5 protein-coding genes are annotated in these 19,342 nt (G+C 68.9%); 1 reads left to right on the forward strand and 4 read right to left on the reverse strand.

Features of this window, described 5'->3' with window-relative positions:
* Positions 1-59: 59 nt before the first annotated feature.
* On the forward strand, positions 60-395 hold the full coding sequence (locus tag ACIBCN_RS07520) for an RNA polymerase-binding protein RbpA (protein WP_040731279.1): 336 nt from the start codon (positions 60-62) through the stop codon (positions 393-395).
* Positions 396-1,275: 880 nt separating this feature from the next.
* Here the strand turns inward: ACIBCN_RS07520 and ACIBCN_RS07525 are convergent.
* The 4 genes from ACIBCN_RS07525 to lnt form a co-directional block, all read right to left on the reverse strand.
* The gene (locus ACIBCN_RS07525; protein WP_396991157.1) at positions 1,276-2,097 is read right to left on the reverse strand and encodes an ABC transporter permease; all 822 of its coding nucleotides are present in this window, start codon (positions 2,095-2,097) and stop codon (positions 1,276-1,278) included.
* Positions 2,098-2,200: 103 nt separating this feature from the next.
* Positions 2,201-3,196 (reverse strand): ATP-binding cassette domain-containing protein, encoded by a 996-nt coding sequence (locus tag ACIBCN_RS07530; protein ID WP_396990672.1) that lies wholly within the window; start codon positions 3,194-3,196, stop codon positions 2,201-2,203.
* 58 nt (positions 3,197-3,254) lie between these two features.
* Positions 3,255-17,153, reverse strand: coding sequence for an amino acid adenylation domain-containing protein (locus ACIBCN_RS07535; protein ID WP_396990673.1), 13,899 nt, complete (start codon positions 17,151-17,153; stop codon positions 3,255-3,257).
* Between the two features lie 360 nt (positions 17,154-17,513).
* A complete protein-coding gene (lnt, locus tag ACIBCN_RS07540; RefSeq protein ID WP_396990674.1) occupies positions 17,514-19,235 on the reverse strand; it encodes an apolipoprotein N-acyltransferase in 1,722 nt (573 codons plus the stop codon).
* Between the last annotated feature and the right edge of the window lie 107 nt (positions 19,236-19,342).

A 19,342-nucleotide genomic window follows, 5' to 3' on the forward strand; every position in this document is an offset into this window, starting at 1 on the left:
CACCAACACGCTCGTACGGTCGCAGCAACAAGACTCGAGCACACAGGGAGAGGCACACCATGGCAGATCGCGTACTCCGGGGCAGTCGGCTCGGAGCGGTGAGCTACGAGACCGATCGCGACCACGACCTGGCTCCGCGTCGGATCGCCCGGTACCGCACCGACAACGGGGAAGAGTTCGACGTCCCGTTCGCCGACGACGCCGAAATCCCCCCGACGTGGCTTTGCCGCAACGGTCAGGAAGGCATGCTGATCGAGGGCACCACCGTCGAGACCAAGAAGGTCAAGCCCCCGCGCACCCACTGGGACATGCTCCTGGAACGCCGCAGCAAGGAAGAGCTCGAGGAACTCCTCAAGGAGCGCCTCGACCTCCTCAAAACCCGCCGCCGCGTCTAAACGCCCCAGCCGAAGGCCGCCTACATCCCCCGATGCAGGCGGCCTTTCGCACCCCCAAGATGCCCCACCAACCCCAAAATCCGCACCCTAACTCAGGTCCCGCACCGCCTTTAGTGCCCTATTCCGAGTGCAAATCCCGAGAAAGGGTGCCGATCTTCAGTGGTACCGATGGAGGAGCGCGTTCGCAGTCTGGTTGACGACGCAACTGCCGCTGACCGACCTCTTTTGTCCAAAGCGCTTGAGACGCAACCACAGCCAGGTGACCACCTCTGGGGCTCGAGGTTGTGCGCCTGACCGGTGACTAAAGCCGGGTACGGCAGGCGACGTGCTCAGCACTACTTCACGGGAAAACGTGGACAGGTCTTCAGCTTTCTTGGGACTGTCCACCTTTGGAGTCCTAAGCAGCACTTGCCCGGGTCGGTACACCTTGACGGGGATCTGTGCGTGTACTGATCCGGATTCGTATACCGAGAGACCTCCGAGGGTGTACTGGCCTCGGGGTTTTCGACTGATCCGTGGGATGACCGGAGTAGTGCTGGGCACGTCGGGTGGGGTCCCCGGCCTTAGTTATCGGTCAGGTGCGTGGTGTCGGGTTCCAGCGTGGTCATCTGGCTGTGGTGCTGTTCTCGAGCGCTTCGGAAGAGTGAGCATGTCCGGTAAGCGTTTTGGGGCTGCGGGGTGCCCGATCCGCACTGCTTGTTCCTGCCGCTCACCGTTTTCGCACCGCTTGTCCCGGCCGCTCACCGTATCCGCACCGCTTGTCCTGGCCGCTCACCGTTTCTGTGACCCGCACACCAGGTATAGCGGGTGTGCGGGTCATAGAAAGGGTTCGGGTTTCTGTAGAGGGTGTGCGGTCGAGGCAGTTGGCGGCCTGTTCGGGCTAGTGGCTGGCCACTTTTCGGTACTGGAGGAGGGCGAGGGGGACGGCGACGGCCAGGATTGCCAGAGAGCAGCCGATGGCGTAGCCGACGCAGTGGTCGGCGGCCCAGCCGGTGGCGTGGGCGAAGGTGGGTGGGGCGTCGTTGTCGAAGAGTTTGCGGCCCGCGCCTGCTACGGCGGTGATGGGGTTCCATTCGGCGATGGTGTGCAGGGGGCCGGGCAGGGTTTGGCCGGGGATGAAGGCGGAGGAGATGAAGGACAGGGGGAACAGCCAGATCAGGCCCGCGCTTTGGGCTACTTCGACATTCGGTGCTACCAGGCCGGTGAGTGCGCCGACCCAGGACATGGCGAAGGCGAAGAGCAGGATGACGCCGAAAGCGAGTGCGGCGTCGGCGATTCCGCCGTTGATCCGCCAGCCGACGACGTAACCGCAGCCGACCATGACGGCCAGGCTGAGCACGTTGACGACCAGGTCGGACAGGGTGCGGCCCATCAGCACCGCGAGCCGCGACATCGGCAGCGTGCGCATCCGGTCGATGATGCCCTTCTGCAGGTCGCTGGCCAGCCCGACGGTGGTGAACGCCGCGTTGAAAGCGACTGTCTGCGTGAAGATCCCGGCGAGTAGGAATTCGCGGTACTGGCCGCCGCCCAGCGACGCCCCGAAGATGTAGGCGAACAGGAACACGAACATCAACGGCTGAATTGTCGCGGTCACCAATAACGTCGGCACCCGCAAGATGGTCAGCAGATTGCGGTGCGCGACGATCGCACTGTCCCGGAAAACCCGCAGCCGCGGACCCGAATCGAACTGGACCACTTGCATTTTCGGAATCTCGACAACAGAGGTCACGACTGCACCTCGCTGGCGCTCGGTTCCGTCGTGCCCGCAAGGGCAGCTGTGACTTCGGTTCGCTCGCTACGCTCTCTCACGACAGGATCTCCTCTTGTACGTCATCGGTTTCTGGCTGGCGCTCGGCCGAATCACGGGCCGCAGTGCCGGTGAGCGAAAGGAATACGTCGTCGAGGCTGGGGCGATGGACGTCGGCGTCCACCACGCACACGCCCGCGTCATCGAGCCGGCGCAACGCCTCGACCATGGTGCGCGAGCCGTCGCCGACCACGATCGACACCTCCTCGGTGCCCTCCTCGTGGCTCGGCTCGCCGACTCCGACCTGGGCCAGCACCCGCAGCGCGGGTTTGACGTCCTGCCCGGCGGCGAGGGTGACGGTGAGCCGGTCGCCGCCGATGGACAGCTTCAGCTCGTCCGCGGAGCCGCGCGCGATCACCCGGCCGCGGTCGATGACGGTGATCCGGTCCGCGAGCTGGTCGGCTTCCTCCAGATACTGGGTGGTGAGCAGCACGGTGGTGCCGTCGTCGACGAGATCGCCGATGACGCGCCACATGTCGAGCCTGCCGCGCGGATCGAGTCCGGTGGTCGGCTCGTCCAGCACCACCACCGCGGGCCGGGCGACGAGCGCACCGGCCAGGTCGAGCCGCCGCGCCATGCCGCCGGAGTAGGTGCCCGCCCTGCGGTCGGCCGCGTGCTCCAACCCGAACGAGCTCAGCAGCTCGGTTGCCCGTGCCGTGGACTCCCGCAGCGACATCCCGTACAGCCGGGCCACCATTCGCAGATTCTCGAACCCGGACAGGTTCGCGTCGACCGCGGCGTATTGACCGGACAGCCCGATCCGCCGTCGTGCCGCACCGGGATTGCGCAACACGTCCACCCCGGCCACCCGGACCGACCCGGCGTCCGGACTGAGCAGCGTGGTGACGATGCGGACCGTCGTCGTCTTGCCCGCACCGTTGGGCCCGAGCAGACCCATCACGGTGCCGGTCGGGATCTGCAGGTCGATGTTGTCGAGCACCCGGATCTTGCCGTAGCTCTTGACCAGTCCGAGGACTTCCACTGCCAAGCTCACTGGTTTACCTCCACCTGCGCGGCTGGTCTGTCGGCGGGCCCCTGCGCTTCTCGCCCACTCACCTTTGCTTCTCCTTCTTCCTGATCCCGATGGCAGGCCGCTCGGGTCTGTGCGACCCGTTGGCCGACGGTCGTGCGGGCGCACCGTCGAGCTGCCTGCGCAGCACCGGGCCGATCGCGGCGAGCGATTCGGGCGCGGTCATCGCTGAGTGCCTGCACGGCAGTTCATGGTCATGGACGGCGCCGGTGACGAACGGCTGCCATGCGGCCGCGCGGCGCTCCGGATCGGCCCGGTTGATCTCGTCCGCGGCGGCGGTGAAGAACAGCAGGTCGCCCTCGAAGACGCGGGGCCGGAAGCTGTGCGCGAGCAGGGTGCCGTTGGTGTATCCGGCGTAGAGCCGTTCGAGGTGCTCGACGGTGAGCGACGCGAACGGCCCCGGCCGCGCGCGCAGCAGCTCTGCCGCGTCGCGCAGGTTCATGGCCGGATCGATCAGGGTGTCGAGCTGGTCGCTGCCGAATTCCTCGATGATCTCGGCCACGCTCGGGATCGCGTGTTCGAGCCAGGCATCGGAGAGCCGGTAGCTGTCCATCATCGACAGCAGCGCGACCTCGTCGCCGGACTCCTGCAGCCGCACCGCCACCTCGTGCGCGATCAGGCCGCCGAGCGACCAGCCGAGCAGGTGGTAAGGCCCGGTCGGCTGGATCGACTTGATGTGCGCCACATACTGTCCGGCGGCCTCGGCGATCGAGGCGAAGCCGTCCTCGCCCGCGACGTGCGGTGCCTGCAACCCGTACACCGGACGGTCCGGCGCGAGATGCGCGAGCAGCCCCGAGTAGCACCAGGCCAGCCCGATCGCGGGATGAATGCAGAACAGCGGTGCCCCAGCACCATTCGGCCGGATCGGCAGCACCGGCCCCAACGCCGCCGCGATGCCGGCGCCCGAGCCGTCGAGGCGGGCGGCGATGGCCGCCGGGGTCGCCTCGCCGAACATCAACTGCACCGGCAGGTCGAGACCGTTGGCCCGCACCTGCGCGACAACTTTCGTGGCCAGCAGCGAGTTGCCGCCGAGTTCGAAGAATCCGTCGTCGGCGCCCACCGATTCCATGCCGAGCACCGTGGCGAAGGCCGCGCAGAGCGCCGCTTCCGACGGCGTGGACGGCGCGCGATAGCCCAGGGCTGCGCTGAACACCGGTTCCGGCAACGCTTTTCGATCCAGCTTGCCGACCGGGCTGAGTGGCACCTCATCCAGCATCATGATCGATTGCGGCACCATGTAATTCGGCACCAGCTCGGCCACGTGATCGGCGAGCTCGGCCGCGGACACCCCGTTGCGCGCCTTCACGTATGACACCAACGCGGTCGTCCCCGCAGGCGTGCGATACCCGATGGTGGTGGCGAACTCCACCGCACCGTGCCGCGCCAGCGCCGCGTCGATCTCGCCGAGTTCGATACGGAAGCCACGGATCTTGACCTGGTGATCGGTGCGACCGACGTATTCGATCTCCCGGCCCGCGCCGGTGCTGCGCCCCGCCGCCAGCGAACCCGGCCCGGACCACCAGCGCACCAGATCACCGGTTCGATACATCCGCTCCCCCGGCTTGCCATACGGATTCGCGATGAATCGCTGCGCCGTGAGACCCGGCCGATTGAGGTAGCCCCGCGCCAATGCGGCACCGGACAAATGCAATTCGCCGGTGACACCCACCGGTGCCGGGTGCAGGCGCATGTCCAGGATGGTCGCGCTGACGCCGCGGATCGGCCCGCCGATGGTGATCGGACCGCCCGGCCGCAATGGCGGGCCGATCACCGTGACGATGGTCGTCTCGGTGGGCCCGTACACGTTGTACAGGTTGCGGTTCGGCGCCCATCGGGTGACCAGGTCCGGCGGCAGCGCCTCGCCGCCGACCAGCACGTGCCGCAGCTCGGTGACACCGGCCGGGTCGACCGTGCCGAGCGCCGAGGTGGTGATGAACGCGTGCGTGATCGCCTCGTCGATGAACACCCTGGCCAGGTCTTCCCCGCCGACCACGCCGGGCGGCGTGATCACCAGGGTGGCCGCGCCGCCGAGGGCGAGCAGCAGGTCGAGCATCGCCGCGTCGAAGCTCGGTGTGGCGAAATGCAGTACGCGGCAACCGGGCCGGACGTCGAATCGCTGCGCGGTCTCGGCGGCGAAGTTGGACAGACCGCCGTGCGTGACCACCACACCCTTCGGCGTGCCGGTCGAGCCGGACGTATAGATCACGTACGCCGGGTTGTCCATCCGCAGCGGCGCGGTACGCTCCGCGGCGGTGATCGGCGCATCGGACGCGTCCAGCACGAGCCCGCGGAAGTGCGCGTCGTCCAGCACGATCCACTCCACACCGCCGGGCAACTCGTCTCGATAGTCGGCGAGCGTGATGCCCAGCGCCGCACCGGAATCCGACAGCATGTGCGCGATCCGGTGGGCCGGATACAGCGGGTCGACGGGCACGAACGCGGCACCGGCCTTGGCCACCGCGAGCACGGTGGCCACCGATTCGACCGACCGTGGAATACCCAGCGCCACCAGTGTTTCCGGTCCGACCCCGCGCCGGATCAGCACCCGCGCCAACCGGTTCGTCCACCGGTCGAGCGCGTCGTAGCTGACCTGCGTGTCCTCCGCGCGCAACGCGACCGCCTTGCGATCGACATTCGCCGCCGCCTCGAACACCTCGGGGAAGGTGACCGGCCGGTCCGCCTCCGCACCGCGAACCGGCGCGAGCCCGGACCATTCGGCCGGATCGAGCAGCTCCAGATCACCCACGGCCGTAGTCGGATTCGCGGCGACTGCGGCGAGCAGCCGGACCAGCCGCTTGCCCAGCCGCAACGCGGTCTGCTCGTCGAACAGATCGCTCGCGTAGTTCACCGACAGCGTGATGCCCGCCGGATCCCGTTCCGGCGTCTGCGATTCGGTGAGGGTGAACTGCAGATCGAACTTGGCGATGCCGGTGTCGACGTCGGCCGCCTCGATCCGCAGCTCGGGCAGGTGCAGCCCGCGCACCGGCTGGTTCTGCACCGAGAGCATCACCTGGAACATCGGGTGATGCGCTTGCGACCGTGCCGGATTCAGCACCTCGACCAGCCGCTCGAACGGCACGTCGGCATGCGCGAACGCGTCGAGGTCGGTGTCGCGGACGGTGTGCAGCAGGTCAGTGAACCTGGCATCCGGATCGATCCTGGTGCGCAACACCAGGGTGTTGACGAACATGCCGATCAGCCGGTCCAGCGCGGGGTGGCCGCGTCCGGCGATGGGCGTACCGACGGTGATGTCGTCGGTCGCGCTCATCCGATGCAGCAGCACCGCGAGCGCGGCGTGCAGCACCATGAACATGCTGACGTTGTTGCTGGTCGCGACCGTGCGCAGTTCGCGATGGGTGAACGCGTCGACCGTGCATTCGACCAGCCCGCCCCGGTTGGACGGCACCGGCGGACGCCGCCGGTCGGCGGGCACGGTGAGCAGCTCGGGACTGCCGTCGAGGGTGCGCCGCCAGTAGGCCAGCTGCCTGCTCAGCACCGAGTCGGGATCGTTCTCGGCACCGAGCGTGTCCTGTTGCCACAGTGTGTAATCCGCGTACTGGACGGTGAGGTCGGTCCACTGCGGCGTCTGTCCCGCACAGGCCGCCCGGTAGGCGGTGGCCACGTCGAGCGCCATCGGCTCGAGCGACCAGCCGTCCATGGCGATGTGGTGCACCACCAGCACCAGCACGTGCTCGTCGGATACCTCGGCCGGGTTCTGCACGCCGGTGTCGCCGTCGGGTGAGACCGAGATCAGCGCGGCCCGGATCGGCACCATGCCCGCGAGGTCGAATCCCGGTGCGGCGAAACGCCGTACCGCGTCGTCGACCTCCGCCGGGGTGACCGTCGCGACGAACAGCGTGAGCGCGGCGGCGGCCAGATCGAGGACCTGCTGCGCCGGTTCACCATTGGTCTCGGGGAACACCGTTCGCAGGGTCTCGTGCCTAGCCTGCACCGCGTGCAGAGCCATGACCAGCGCGTCGACGTCGAGCCTGCCGTTCATCCGCAGCACGACCGGCACGTTGTAGGCGCCCGCCGTCTGGTCGGCCGCTTCGCCGGATCCGTTGAACCGGTTGAGGAACCACAGCCGACGCTGCGCGGCCGACAGCGGAATCCGGTCGGGACGGTGCCGTCGCGTCAACGCCGGACGCGCGTCCGAGCCCGCCGGGCCCGAGTCGAGCAGTGCGGCAAGCGCGGCCACCCGCGGCGCGGCGAACACGGCGCGCACTTCCAGCCGGATGTTCGTCGCCGCCGCGAGCCTGGCGACGAGTTGGGTTGCCAGCAGCGAATTTCCGCCGATCTCGAAGAAACTGTCGTCGGCGCGCACCGCGTCGACGCCGACCAGCTCCGCCATCACCCTGGCGACCAGCAGCTCCGATTCGGTCTCCGGCGCACGCGCCGCGACGTCGGCGACGAGCTGCGGCTCGGGCAGCGCGGTGGTATCCAGCTTGCCCACCGGCGTCAACGGAATGTGTTCCAGCACAGTGATACTCGTCGGCACCATGTGCGTCGGCAACTGCGCGCCCAGATGGGCGCGCACCGCCTCCACATCCACACCCGCGTGCTCGTCGGCGGCCTGCACAAAGGAGACGATCCGATCCGCGCCCGCGATCTGGCGAACCTCGGTGTGCGCGAACCGCACGCCGGGGTGATCGCCGAGCGCGGCGGTGATCTCGCCGAGCTCGATGCGGAAGCCACGCACCTTCACCTGATGGTCGCTGCGGCCGAGGTAGCAGAGCTCGCCCGCGCCGTTCCAGCGCACCACATCGCCGGTGCGGTAGAGCCGCGCGCCGGCCGGGCCGCACGGATCGGCCACGAAACGCTGTGCGGTGAGCCCGAATCGGTCGAAGTACCCGCGTGCCACGCCGTACCCGCCGAGATACAGATCGCCGGGCACGCCGATCGGCACCGGACGCAGCCGTTCGTCCAGCACCAGCGCCCGCGCGCCGCGGACCAGCGTGCCGATGGTGACCGGCCGGTCGGCGGTGAGCGTCGCGATGGACGCGACGACGGTCGTCTCGGTGGGCCCGTACCCGTTGAACATGGCCCGTCCCGGCGCCCAGCGGGCCACCAGATCCGGCCCGCACGCCTCGCCGCCGACCATCAGCGACCGCAGGTGCGGCAGCGGCCAGCGTTGGTGATCGATGGTGGACAACGCGGCCGGGGTCATGAAGGTGTGTGTGATCCGCTCGCGTTCCAGCAATGCCGCGAGCTCGTCGCCGCCGTAGACCTCCGGCGGGCAGATCACCATGGCCGCACCGGAGCCCACCGCGAGCAGCAGGTCCAGCATCGCCGCGTCGAAGCTCGGCGAAGAGAAGTGCAGCGTGCGCGAGTCGCGGTCGACCCGCATGCGATCGCGCAACTCGTCGGCGAAGTTGGACAGTCCGGCGTGGGTGACCGCGACGCCCTTGGGTTTTCCGGTGGAGCCGGAGGTGTAGATCAGGTACGCGAGATCGGACGGCTCGATGGTGCACAGCCGGTCGAGGTCGTCGACCAGTGCGTCGTCGTAGCCGTCCAGTTCGGTCACGAAGCCGGGATCGTCCAGCAGCAGCCATTCGGTCGCCGGACCGTCGACCGCGTGCAGCCGGTCGGCATGCTCGGCGACGGTGACGCCGACCCAGCAGCCCGCGTCGGTGAGCATGTGCCGGATCCGGTCGGCCGGGTAGTTCGGGTCGACCGGCACGAACGCGGCGCCGGACTTGACGACGGCGAGCTGGGTGACGATGGACTCGATCGATCGGGTGAGCCCGAGCGCGACCCGGTCCCCGATCCCGATGTCCCGGGCGAGCAGCGCGCGTGCCAGCCGATTCGAGCGGCGATCCACCTCGGCATAGGTCAGCGTGGTGCTGCCCGACTGCAGGGCGGTGCGCTGCGGGTGCATGTGCGCGGTGGCGGTGAAGTACGCGGACAACGTGCACTGCGGCATCGTCGCCCCGCCGGTGGCCGGCGCGAACAGCCGCCGCTCCCGCTCGGTGCGAGCGTCGATGTCGCGCACCAGGACTCGCGGATCGGCGGTGACCGCGGCGAGCACCCGCAGGAACCGGTCGGCCAGCGTGTGGATCGTCGACTCGTCGAAAAGCTCAGCGGCGTAGACGAATTCGAAGGCCTGCCCGGGTTCGCCCGGTCCGGCGTCACAGCCGATGTGGGCGACCCGCAGCTCCAGGTCGAACTTGGCCAGCGCGATGTCGAGTTCCTCGGCACGCAACGCAAGACCCGGCAACTCCAGCACCGGGACGGGCCCGTCCTGCACGCTCAACGCCACCTGGAACAGCGGATGCCGCCCGCGCGTCGCGGAGTTCGCGAAGCTACCGCCGGACGCGCGTGCGTCGCGACCAAGTTCCTCCACGATGCGCTCGAACGGTATGTCCGCGTGCGCCATCGCGGCCAGCTCGGTGTCCCGATCGGCGCGCAGCAGCCCCGCGAAGGTGCGGTCGGGATCGACGTCGGAACGCAGCACCAGCGTGTTGACGAACATGCCGACCAGCTCGTCGAGCTTGGTGTCGGTGCGACCCGCGACCGGGGTGCCGATCACGATGTCGCGACCGCCGGTCACCGCGCGCAGCAGCACGGCCAGCGCCGAGCGCAGCACCATGAACATGCTGACGCCCTGTTCCTTGCCCAGGTCGGCGAGGGCCCGCTGAACCGGCTCGGGCACGGTGAACTTCACCGCACCCGCCCGCTGTGTGGGTGCCGCGGGCCGCGGCCGGTCGTAGGGCAGCGGCAGCTCGTCGGGCAGGTCGGCGAGCGCGGTCCGCCAGTATGCCAACTGGTTGCCCGCGAGGCTGTCCCGGTCGTTCTCGTCGCCGAGGCAGGCGCGCTGCCACAGCCCGAAGTTCGCGTACTGCACCGGAAGTGGCGCCCACGCGGGCGTGGCGCCCTCGTGCCGTGCCACATACGCGGCGGCCAGGTCCCTGGTCAGCGGGCCGAGCGACCAGCCGTCGGCGGCGATGTGATGCACCACGATGCCGAGCAGGTAGCGCTCGGAACCGGTGCGCAGCAACGTCGTTCGCAGCGGTGTGTCGCGGACCAGATCGAAACCGGTGTGCGCGAGGGTGCGCAGGGCCGCCGCGGCGCCCGCGTCGTCGACGTCGATCGGATCGACCGTCGGCAGCGCACGCGAGGTCGGCAGCACCGACTGCTGTGCGCCGTTGTTGTCCTCCGGGAAAACCGTCCGCAACACCTCGTGCCGCTCGACGACGTCGGTGAGCGCCGCGCGCAAGGCCGCCACATCCAAATCGCCCGAGATTCGGATAACGAAAGCGATGTTATATGCGCTCGATTCGGGAGAAAATCGATTGAGGAACCACAGTCGCTGCTGCGGCAGCGACAATGGAATGCGTCCCGGACGCGTGGTCTGCACAGCCAGCGCCAACCGCTGCGTCCGGGGCGCTTCCGTCAGCCGCTCGGCGACACCCGCGACGGTGGGCGCCTCGAAGATCACCCGCACCGGCAGGTCGACGCCGAACTCCGCGTGCAGTGCCGCGGCGAGCCTGGTGGCCAGCAGCGAGTTGCCGCCGACGTCGAAGAAGCTGTCCTCGGCTCCGGAAACCGGGCGCCCGAGAATGTCGCCGAACACGCCAGCGACCCGCAACTCCAGGTCGGTGCTCGGCGCGCGCGAGGAACCGACGGCGGCGAAAACGGGTTCCGGGAACGCCTTTCGATCCAGCTTGCCCGCCGGGGTGACCGGCAGTTCGTCCAGCACGATCACCGACGCGGGCACCATGTATCCGGGCAGCTGCTGACGCGCGGTCTCGACGAGCTCCGCGGCCGCCACCGGCCCGTCCGCCGTGACATACGACGCGAGCCGCGGCTGGCCCTGCTCGTCGGTGTGCACCACGGTGAGCGCGAAACTCACCCCGGGGTGGCCGCGCAGCACGTGGTCGATCTCGCGCAGCTCTATGCGGAACCCGCGGATCTTGATCTGATCGTCGGCCCGGCCGAGGAAGCGCAACTGGCCGGTACCTACCCGCCCAGGCTCCGCCGACTGCGGTCCTCCGGTCGATTCGACGACCACCAGATCGCCGGTGCGGTACATGCGCTCGCCGCGCCTGCCGTGCGGGTTGGCCGGGAACCGTTGCGCGGTAAGGCCGTAACGGCCGTGATAGCCGCGCGCCAGACCGGGTCCGGACAGGTACAGCTCGCCCGGCGTCCCCGGCGGCACCGGGTGCAGCCGTCCGTCCAGCACGAACAATCGCATGCCGCGAATCGGCCTGCCGAGCGGCACCGGCCGCCCCGGCACCATCGGGCCGGTCGCGGTGGCCGCGACGGTCGCCTCGGACGGCCCGTACATGTTGTGCATGCGGTGCTCGACCGACCAGGTTTCGACGAGCTCCTCCGAGCAGGCCTCACCGCCGACGATCACCGCCTCGAGCTGGTCGAGCCCCTCGGTCGGCACGGTGGCCAGCGCGGCGGGGGTGACGAAGGCATGGGTGACCCGTTCGTCGCGCAGGAACGCGGCGAGCTCGGTGCCGCCGTACAGACCCGCGGGCGCCACCACGATGGTCGCGCCCGCCGCGAACCCGAGCAGCAGTTCGAGCACCGACGCGTCGAAGCTCGGCGACGAGAAGTGCAGCGTCCGTGCCGAATCCGAGACGCCGAACAGGTGCGTCTGCTCGTTCGCGAGGGAAGCCAACCCCGCGTGCGTGATGATCACGGCCTTCGGGGTGCCGGTCGAGCCGGAGGTGTAGATGAGGTAGGCCGGATGCACCGTGCACAGCGGATGGTGCCGGTCGGCGTCGGTGATGGGATCTGTTGAGTAGTCCACGGATTCGGCGGCCAGCTCGTCGGAGCCGAGCACCAGCCAGTCGACATAGTTCTTGCGGTGCTTGCCGCGCGGCGCGGGCCATTCCGGCATGGCCGCAAGGCATTCGGCGTCGGTCAGGCCGACGAGCGCGCCGGAGTCGCCGATCATGTGCGCGATCCGCTCACCCGGGTATCCCGGATCGATCGGCACATAGGCCGCACCGGTTTTCGCGACGGCCCACACGGCGGTAATGGCGTCCAGCCCGCGCGGCAGTGCGATCGCGACGACCACCTCGGGGCCGGCGCCGTGCTCGATCAGCGCGCGGGCCAGCTTGTTCGACGTCTCGTCGAGCTCGCGGTAGGTGGTGTCGATGCCGAGGTAACGCACCGCGACCGCGTCGGGCAGCCGTTCGGCGGTGTCGGTGAGCAGCCGCGCCAAGGTACTGAACGGCTCGGCGGGTGAGCCCGCGATCGGCACCAGATTGGCGAGTTCGCGGCGGTCCAGGATGGTCAAATCACCGATCGGCATGCTCGGCGCGGCGACCACCGCGTTGAGCACGGCGACGAAGCGGCGGGCGAACGACTCGACCGTCGCGGCGTCGAAAATATCGGTGGCGTAGCCGAATTCGGCGGTCAACGGCCCGTCGGAGATGTCGTCGTGCACCACAAGCTGCAGGTCGAACTTGGCGATGTCGGAGACGATCGGCAGCACCTCGGCCCGCACGCCGGACAGCCGCACGCGCAGATCCGGGGCGCGGTCGTAGGACAGCATCACCTGGAACAGTGGGTGCCTGGCGGCCGAGCGTTCCGGGTTGACCACCTCGACCAGCCGCTCGAACGGCACGTCGGCGTTGGCGAAGGCGTTGAGGTCGGTCTCGCGCACCACGTCGAGCATGCGGTCGAAGCCTGCGGCGGGGTCGACCTCGGTGCGCAGCACCAGCGTGTTGACGAACATGCCGACCAGCTCGTCCAGCGCCGGATCGGAGCGTCCCGCGATCGGCGTGCCGATGGCGATGTCGGTGCTCGCGCACAGCCGCGAGAGCAAGGTAGCCAGCGCGGCATGCAGCACCATGAACATGCTCACGCCCCGGGTGGCCGCCAGTTCGCCTGCGGCGCGGCGGATTTCGGGCGCGATGGTGAATTCGACCCGGCCGCCGATGGTGGACCGGCGCAGCGGGCGCGGGCGGTCGAGCGGCAGGTCGAGTTGGTCCGGCAGCCCGGCCAGTGCCGAACGCCAGTGTGTCAGTTGCCCACTCAGCGCGCTCGCCGGATCGGATTCGTTGCCGAGCAGTTCGCGCTGCCACAGCGCGAAATCGGCGTACTGCACGGGCAGCGGCGTCCACTGCGGGGCGCCACCTTCGGTCCTTGCCGACACCGCGGCCATCAGATCCCTGGCCAGCGGCGCGATCGACCAGCCGTCGCCGCAGATGTGGTGCAGCACAAGGAGGAACACCCAGCTGTCGGGCCCGGTGGTGTAGAGCGCGACCCGCACCGGGGCCTGGATGCGCAGATCGAAGCCGTATCCGGCGAATTCGGTGGCCAGCGCCGCGACGTCGGCGCCGGTGGCGTCGATCGGGTCGAGGGTGAGCGGGATCTCGGCGGCCGGGTGGATCAGCTGGCATGGGCCGTCCGCCGACTCCGGGAACGTGGTGCGCAGGCTCTCGTGTCGTTCGATCACGTCGACCAGTCCGGCGCGCAGGGCCTCGACGTCGAGCGGGCCCTCGATCCGGACCGCCAGCGGCATGTTGTAGGCCGCGGCGTGTTCGGCGAACCGGTTCAGAATCCACAGCCGCTGCTGGGCGAGCGACAGCGGAATCCGCTCCGGCCGTTCGCCCGCAACGAGTTTCGGCGAGGCGACGTCGGTGGTGTGGGTGGCGAAGCACTGAGTGAGCGCGGCGATGGTGGACGCCTCGAACAGGTCGCGGATGGTCAGCCCGGTGCCGAGCGCGGCATTGATCCTGGCCACCGCGCGGGCGGCGATCAGCGAGTTGCCGCCGAGGTCGAAGAAGCTGTCCTCGACGCCGATGTCGTCGGTGCCGAGCACCTCGGCGAAGATGCCCGCGAGCACGCGCTCCACCTCGGTGCGCGGCTCGGCGGTCGATCGGCTGGCCGGGCGGGCACCCAGCGCGGGCGCGGGCAGCGCCTTGCGGTCGATCTTGCCGTTGGCGCTGAGTGGCAGCTCGTCGAGTTCCAGCACCGCGGACGGCACCATGTAGCCGGGCAGCGTGCGACGCAGGGCGGTGAGCAGGGCGGCCGTGTCGATCCGGGACACCGGATGCGGCGGACTGCTGCTCGGCACCGCGGGCCGGTACTCCTCGGCGTCGAGCGCCGCGACGACGTAGGCGACCAGTTCGTCGCCGTTGCGGCCTGCGTGTGCCACGCAGACCGCCCTGGCCACCCGGTCGTCGGACAGCAGCGCCGCCTCGATCTCGCCGAGTTCGATGCGCAGGCCGCGGATCTTGACCTGGAAGTCGCTGCGGCCCATGTATTCCAGGACGCCGGGGCGGCCGGTCGAGAGCTGCCAGCGGGCCAGGTCACCGGTGCGGTACATCCGGACACCGGGGGTGAACGGGTTGGCCACGAAGCGATCGGCGGTGAGCCTGGGCTGGCCGAGGTACCCGCGGGCCAGCTGCACGCCGGCCAGATACAGCTCGCCCACCACGCCGGGGGGGACCGGTCGCAGGCGCGAATCCAGCACGTAGGTCTGGGTATTCCAGACCGGCGAGCCGATCGGCACGCTCGCCGGATCGGCGGTGCACGGCCAGTAGGTGACATCGACCGCGGCCTCGGTCGGGCCGTACAGATTGTGCAGTGCGGGGTGATGCCTGGGGGTGGCAGCAGGCGGCGCCTGCGGGGTGGGTGAACGCAGCGCGGCATGGAAGTCGCGGACGGTCGCGGCGGGCAGCGCCTCACCGCTGCAGAACACCTGACGCAGGGCGGTGCAGCCGCGCACGTCGGTGTCGGTGACGAAGACCGACAGCATGGACGGCACGAAATGCGCTGTGGTGATCTTCTTTTCGGTGATCAGGCGGGCGAGGTAGCCGGGGTCGCGGTGCCCGTCGTGCTCGGCGACGACGAGTCGCGCGCCGATCTGCAAGGGCCAGAAGAACTCCCACACCGAGACGTCGAAGGTGGCCGGGGTCTTCTGCAGGACCGCGTCGGTCTGGTCGAGTGGATATTCGTGCTGCATCCACCGCAGCCGGTTGACGATGGCGGCGTGGGTGACGCCGACGCCCTTCGGCTTTCCGGTCGAGCCGGAGGTGAAGATGACGTAGGCGAGATGCGCGGGGCGCAGCGCGGCGGTGCGGTCCGCGTCGGTGATCGGGGCGCCGTCGAAATCGGACAGGTCGACGACGTCGATGTCGAGGCGGTCCACGGGGAGGGTGAGCTCGTCGCGCTCGGCCGTCAGCACGCAGACCGGTGCCGCCTGACGCACGATCTGTTCGATGCGCTCGGCCGGATGCTCCGGGTCCAACGGCAGGTAGGCCGCGCCGGACTTGACGATCGCGTACATGCCGACGACGAGATCGAGGCTGCGGCGCAGGCACAGGGCGACGGACCGCTCCGGTCCCGCGCCACGGGTGATGAGCAGCCGGGCGAGCCGGTTGGCGCGGTCGTCGAGTTCGCGATAGGTCAGCGTCCCGAAGGGACTCATTGAGGGGTGGTGGTCGGGCGACGGGAGGGCAAGGGCCTCGTCGCCGAATTCGAGGGCGACGGTGTCGGGGCAGCTCGCGGCGCGCTCGGCGAACAAGCTCGCGAGAGTGCCGGTGTGCGGCGGGGTCTCGGTGGCGTTCCAGTCGTGCAGCACCCGGTCGCGTTCGGCCGCGGTGATCGCGGTGAGCGACTCGGCGAGGGTGTCCGGCGCGGCGGTGAGGAAGCGGGTGAGGAAATCGAGGTAGCGGTCGTGGTGGGTGGTCACCTCGGTCTCGCTGTACAGCCGGGGGTTGGCCTCGAAGTCGACGTGGATGCGATTGCCGACGCCGTTGTACAGGTTGACCGACAGGTCCTCGACGGGCCCGGTGGCCAGCACGTTCAGCGAGCCGACCAAGGTGCCGAACTTCAGCTCGTTGTGGAACAACATGATGTTGACCATCGGGCCGAAGAAGCCGCGCGCGTCGCGGGAGTAGCCGCAGTCGCGGCGGATGTCGTCGTGCCGGTAGCGCTGATGCCGCAGTGCGCCGGTGATCTGCAGTTCGGTGGCCTTGACCACGTCGGCGATGGTGGTGTCGGGGGTGAACTTCAACCGGATCGGCACCACGTTGGAGATCACGCCCGCCGAGCGGCGCAGCGAGACCGTGGTGCGCGCGGACACCGGCAGGCTGAGCACCACGTCCGGATTGCCGGTCACCTTGCGCACGTACGCGCCGAGCGCGGCGACGAACAGCGCGGAGTTGGCGGTACCGAACGCGGTGATCGCCGCGTCCATCGCGGCCTGGCAGCGGTCGTCGAGCACGGCGGTGGCGGTGCGCCTGCCCACGTCGTGGCTGGCCGCGGTGACGGTGGCACCGCCGAGGCTCATCGGCTCGCCGGCACCGGCCAGCTGCTCGAGCCAGTAGTCGCGGTCGGCGCGGAACCGGCTGGTGTCGCGGTAGCGCACCTCGTCGGCGTAGATCTCGGCCAGCGGGGTCGCCCTGGACACCACCGGCTCGGTCTGGTTGTCCAGCGCGGTATAGATCTCCGCGGTGCGGGTGAGCGCGTTCATCGCGCCGTAGCCGTCGATCACGATGTGATGCGCACGGGCGTACCAGATGTAGTCCGAATCCCCGGTCCGCAGCACCACATTCGTGCTGAGCGGGTCGCGTTCGAGATCGATCGGCGCGCTGGCGTGCTCGTGCATCCAGCGCATCGCCGCCGCGTGCGGGTCGGATTCCGCGCGCAGATCGACCCGGGCCCAGCCCGGCCGACGGGTGGAATCCACTACCTGATGCGGGATTCCGTCGATCTCCCGCAGCCGCACCTGGCCGACCTGGGTTTCGGCGCCGAAGCGCTCGATCGCGTAGAGCAGCCGGCCGACGTCCAGGTCACCGCGGATCTCCACATACTGGGCGATCGTCAATGGCACGTCCGGACGTATCCGCTGCGCGTACCACAGGGCCGTTTGGGCCGGCGACAAGACGAATGGTTGTGCCGAAGATTCGCCCGATGAACATTGGTCGACGCTGTCCGTGGCCAATGAACTCATCAATCACTCCGTTCTGCCGCTGTTTGACGCAACTCCCCGGATCCCGCCGCACAGCAGGCACGCAAGGCCGACCGTGGAACGTGATCCACGCCCTATGATTCGGAGCGTCTGATCGGCCGGATTGCCACTGTGGCGGATTTGTTTCACATCGCACGCTAACGGCGGCAGCCGTGTTTGGATAGCAAACGTTTAGCTAACTACACAAACCGCCCAGATGGCGCAGCGGAAGTGCCAGGATATCTACACGCTGACAAGCGCTTACGGCCGCCCAATCGCACTTGTGCGAACGATTCGTTACATGACGAGTCAGCCACAGCAACCACAGAAGAAACCGGGAGACAGGTTATCTCCCCGAGACCTTCAGCCGACGATTTCGGCCTTTAATACCTTCCGGTCGGTCTTCTTTGCGCCTCCTGCGGACCTTCCCCGACGCAACGCGGCCACCATGGCGACGACGGTCAGGGCGACGAAAACGCGTTCGGGCGCGGGTCCCACCAGAGTTGCTACAGTGTTGCTGGTACGTAGTGGAAGGTCTGCGACCAACGCGGCAGGCACGAACTGCGGACTTTCTTGCCGCACACTGCCATCCGCGCCGATGATCGCGCTGACCCCGGAGGTCGCCGCGACAACCAGCGCGCGGCCGTGCTCGACTGCCCTGATCCGCGACATGGCCAGCTGCTGATAGGTCATCTCGCTGTCGCCGAAGGTGGCGTTGTTGGTAGGCACGGTGAGCAGCTGGGCGCCCGCGCGCATCGCGTCCTCGAAGGCGCGGTCGAAGGCGACCTCGTAGCAGGTCGCGACGCCGATCGGGATGCCGTCGGCATGTACCACGCCGTCGCCGTGGCCCGGCACGAAATATCCGGCGCGATCGGCGTATTCGGAGAACAGCCGGAAGAACGAGCGCATCGGCAAGTACTCGCCGAACGGCTGGATGATCTTCTTGTCGTGCCGCTCCCCCGGGCCCGCGGCGCCGTTCCACACGATCACCGAGTTGGTGGTGGTGCGATCGCTGTTCACCAGCACCGCGCCGACCAGGATCGGCGCGCCGATCTGCTCGGACGCCTCGGTGATCAGCGCGGCGGCGTCGGCATTGCGCAGCGGGTCGATGTCGGACGAATTCTCCGGCCAGATCACCACATCCGGCTTCTTCGCCTGACCCGCCTCGACCGCGCGGGCGAGTTCCTTGGTGCGGCGGACGTGGTTGTCCAATACCGCACGACGTTGCGAGTTGAAGTCGAGGCCGAGGCGCGGCACGCTGCCCTGGATAGCGGCGACGGTGATGGTGCGATCGCCTTGATCCGGGTCGGGCAGGGTGGCGCCGAGGATCAGGCCCGCGATCGGCATGAGGACCAAAGTCACTGCGGCGGTGACCAATGCGATTCGGGTGGCTCGATGCTGATCCGCGGGTGCGCTGGCCGCTCTCTCAGCTGCGGGTTCTTCGACCTCTGCGCCGCCGTCTTCAATCGAGTCTTCGTTTTCCTCGCGAACACCGACCGAGCCGGTCGCGGACTGACCCGCGCGCGTCGACAGCGCGGCCAGAATCAATGCCGCAGCCCCAGTTCCGGTGAGCGCCACCGCAAAGCTGACCAGCGGTGCGCCGCCGATCGAGGCCAGCGACAGGAACCATCCGTCGGCCTGCCCGAATGCCAAACGGCCCCACGGAAATCCACCGAACGGAAAACTGGACCGCACCCACTCCGCGGTCGCCCAGGCCAAGGCCACCCACAGCGGCCACCCGGGCAGTCGTCCCACCAGCCGCGCCATCAGCCCGAACAAGCCGATATACACCGCGCACACCGTGGACAACGCCAGCCACGGCAGCGGTCCGACGTAGATTCCGGTCCACGGCAACAGGGGAACGAAAAACGCGAGCCCGGCCAGGAATCCGTACCCGAACCCCGCGCGCAGCCGACCGCTCCCCCGCACGACCAACGCCAGGACCGTAATGCCGAGCGGCGCGAGGAACCACCACGGCCGCGGCGGGAAACTACCGAACAACAACAGCCCGGCCACGATCGCCGCCACCGCTCGCCACAGCACGGGGTAGCGAGTCGATACAGCCGACAGTCGTTCACGCACCACGAGTGGTCGCCTTCCCATGCGATACGGCGAATGCCGCGATTCCCCGCTGCCGCGATGTCGTGCCGAGCCGCTGAACTCGGCGAATCAGATGGCCGCGCAGCCTGACC

The sequence above is a fragment of the Nocardia sp. NPDC051052 genome (assembly GCF_044456045.1).
Taxonomy (GTDB): domain Bacteria; phylum Actinomycetota; class Actinomycetes; order Mycobacteriales; family Mycobacteriaceae; genus Nocardia.